Here is a 1,597-nt window from a genome sequence, read left to right as displayed (position 1 = left end):
TATTAAGGTTGTGTCAGAGTATACATTAAAAGAGAATACGCCATTGCTTTTCTCATTTTTGTTTGGGTGAAATATAAAGGTGATGTTATTATTGTTCAAGATGTTTGAACATAATTCAAAATTGAAGTTATTGTTGTCGCTGAAATTGTATTGAATATTATTAAGATCTGTTTCCTTACTCTTTAATTTAGGTTTGGGTCTGTATTGAATTTCTTTTCCATTCTCGAGTATTAGTTTTACATTAATCTTCATAATACTTCCAGATTCAAATTCTTCAACATTCTTGTCTTGCAGAGTATAAAACAGCTTCTCTTTTCTTAATAGCGTCTCTTTTGATCCAAGTGAAAGATGTAGTGCCTTCTTGCCATTTTCGGTTTGAGTTAAAAAGCTCTTAAGGGATATTGATTGTGGAATGAAATCTTGATAATAACATTCGATACGAGTTTTTTCGTAAGAACTGGTATCTGTTTTTATGAAAAATTCGCCGGCAAAATTGGTGTGCGAACCAGAAATAATAGAATCTGTCTCTATTGACCGAATCAATATATTACTAAAACCTAACCGTTTCCCGCCAACTGAATTTTCCCAAAGAATACCTTTTAAAATAATTTCAGAACTCTTGGTAATTAAAGTGTCGTATTCGATTAGGTTCTTAATACTTAAAGAATAACTATTTCCAGACACTCTAGTTGTATCCCAATATGGCTTGTAAGGTTCTTCAATTGACATTCGGTCAACAAAAGAATCTGTAGCAATAAATGTTGTTAGGAAATAAAAGGCGTATTTAAACATGGTCTACTTTAATTAACCCGTTTGCAGTCAGTTACCCTAAATAAAGTGGGTATTCAATATCTTCCCAACATCATGCTAAACTCAATTTGATCCCTCACTTCGAATTTTCAATGAATTAAGATGGGTCTACGACTGAAGTCTCCGATGATCAGAGAATCAAGCGTGGAAAACGGAATCACATCACGCTTGACTCTGATGCCCATCTTTATTAATTTACATTCTCTTTGAGGAACAAGTTTAGCGCCTCATTATATACAATATCAATTTAATTCATTACGGCGCTCAAAGTGCAAGATGAACTAAATAGTATCTCTTAGCATCAACGCAGCCCCTACCCCTTACTATTTAGCATTTTATTGATGTTTAAATAACAAACAAACTATTCCATACCCATCAACATACTCTTTCTGTGCAGCTTAACTTGGTTATAGCGATTTAAAACTTCCTTATTTAGAATCATTCTAAATAACTACCTTTGTGTCGTTAATTTACTACATGTACATAAAGATTTCTAGTAACGGAATAGTCAAGGAGTTCAGCTCAGATTTATTGTCAATATTCAAAAAAACTCGAGATAAGGTTTTAGGAAAAAGCTTTATCAAGTTAGTTAAAAACGATATGGACAAATTAATTATTGGGGCTCGTTTTCTTAAAATTAAAACATCATATGGTCAGGGAGAAAAGGTGTACAAGTACATAACTAATGGTGTTCCAGTATGGATAAAGTGGCATTTCACACGTTCTGAAAGCAATGATTTAATAGTCATTGGTGATAATATTACTTGTAAGGTAAAATTTAAGCCTA

Annotated in this window: 1 protein-coding gene; it reads right to left on the bottom strand. The window is 32.5% G+C overall.

Going from position 1 to position 1,597, the window contains the following annotated elements; translation table 11 throughout:
- A partial coding sequence (locus HRT72_12085; GenBank protein ID NQY68443.1) for a hypothetical protein occupies nt 1-792 on the bottom strand: 792 nt, incomplete at its 3' end.
- Between the last annotated feature and the right edge of the window lie 805 nt (nt 793-1,597).

It is taken from the genome of Flavobacteriales bacterium, from assembly GCA_013214975.1.
Taxonomy (GTDB): domain Bacteria; phylum Bacteroidota; class Bacteroidia; order DT-38; family DT-38; genus DT-38.
The sequence above is the reverse complement of the archived record's forward strand: the minus strand, read 5'-3'. Positions and strand labels throughout refer to the sequence as shown.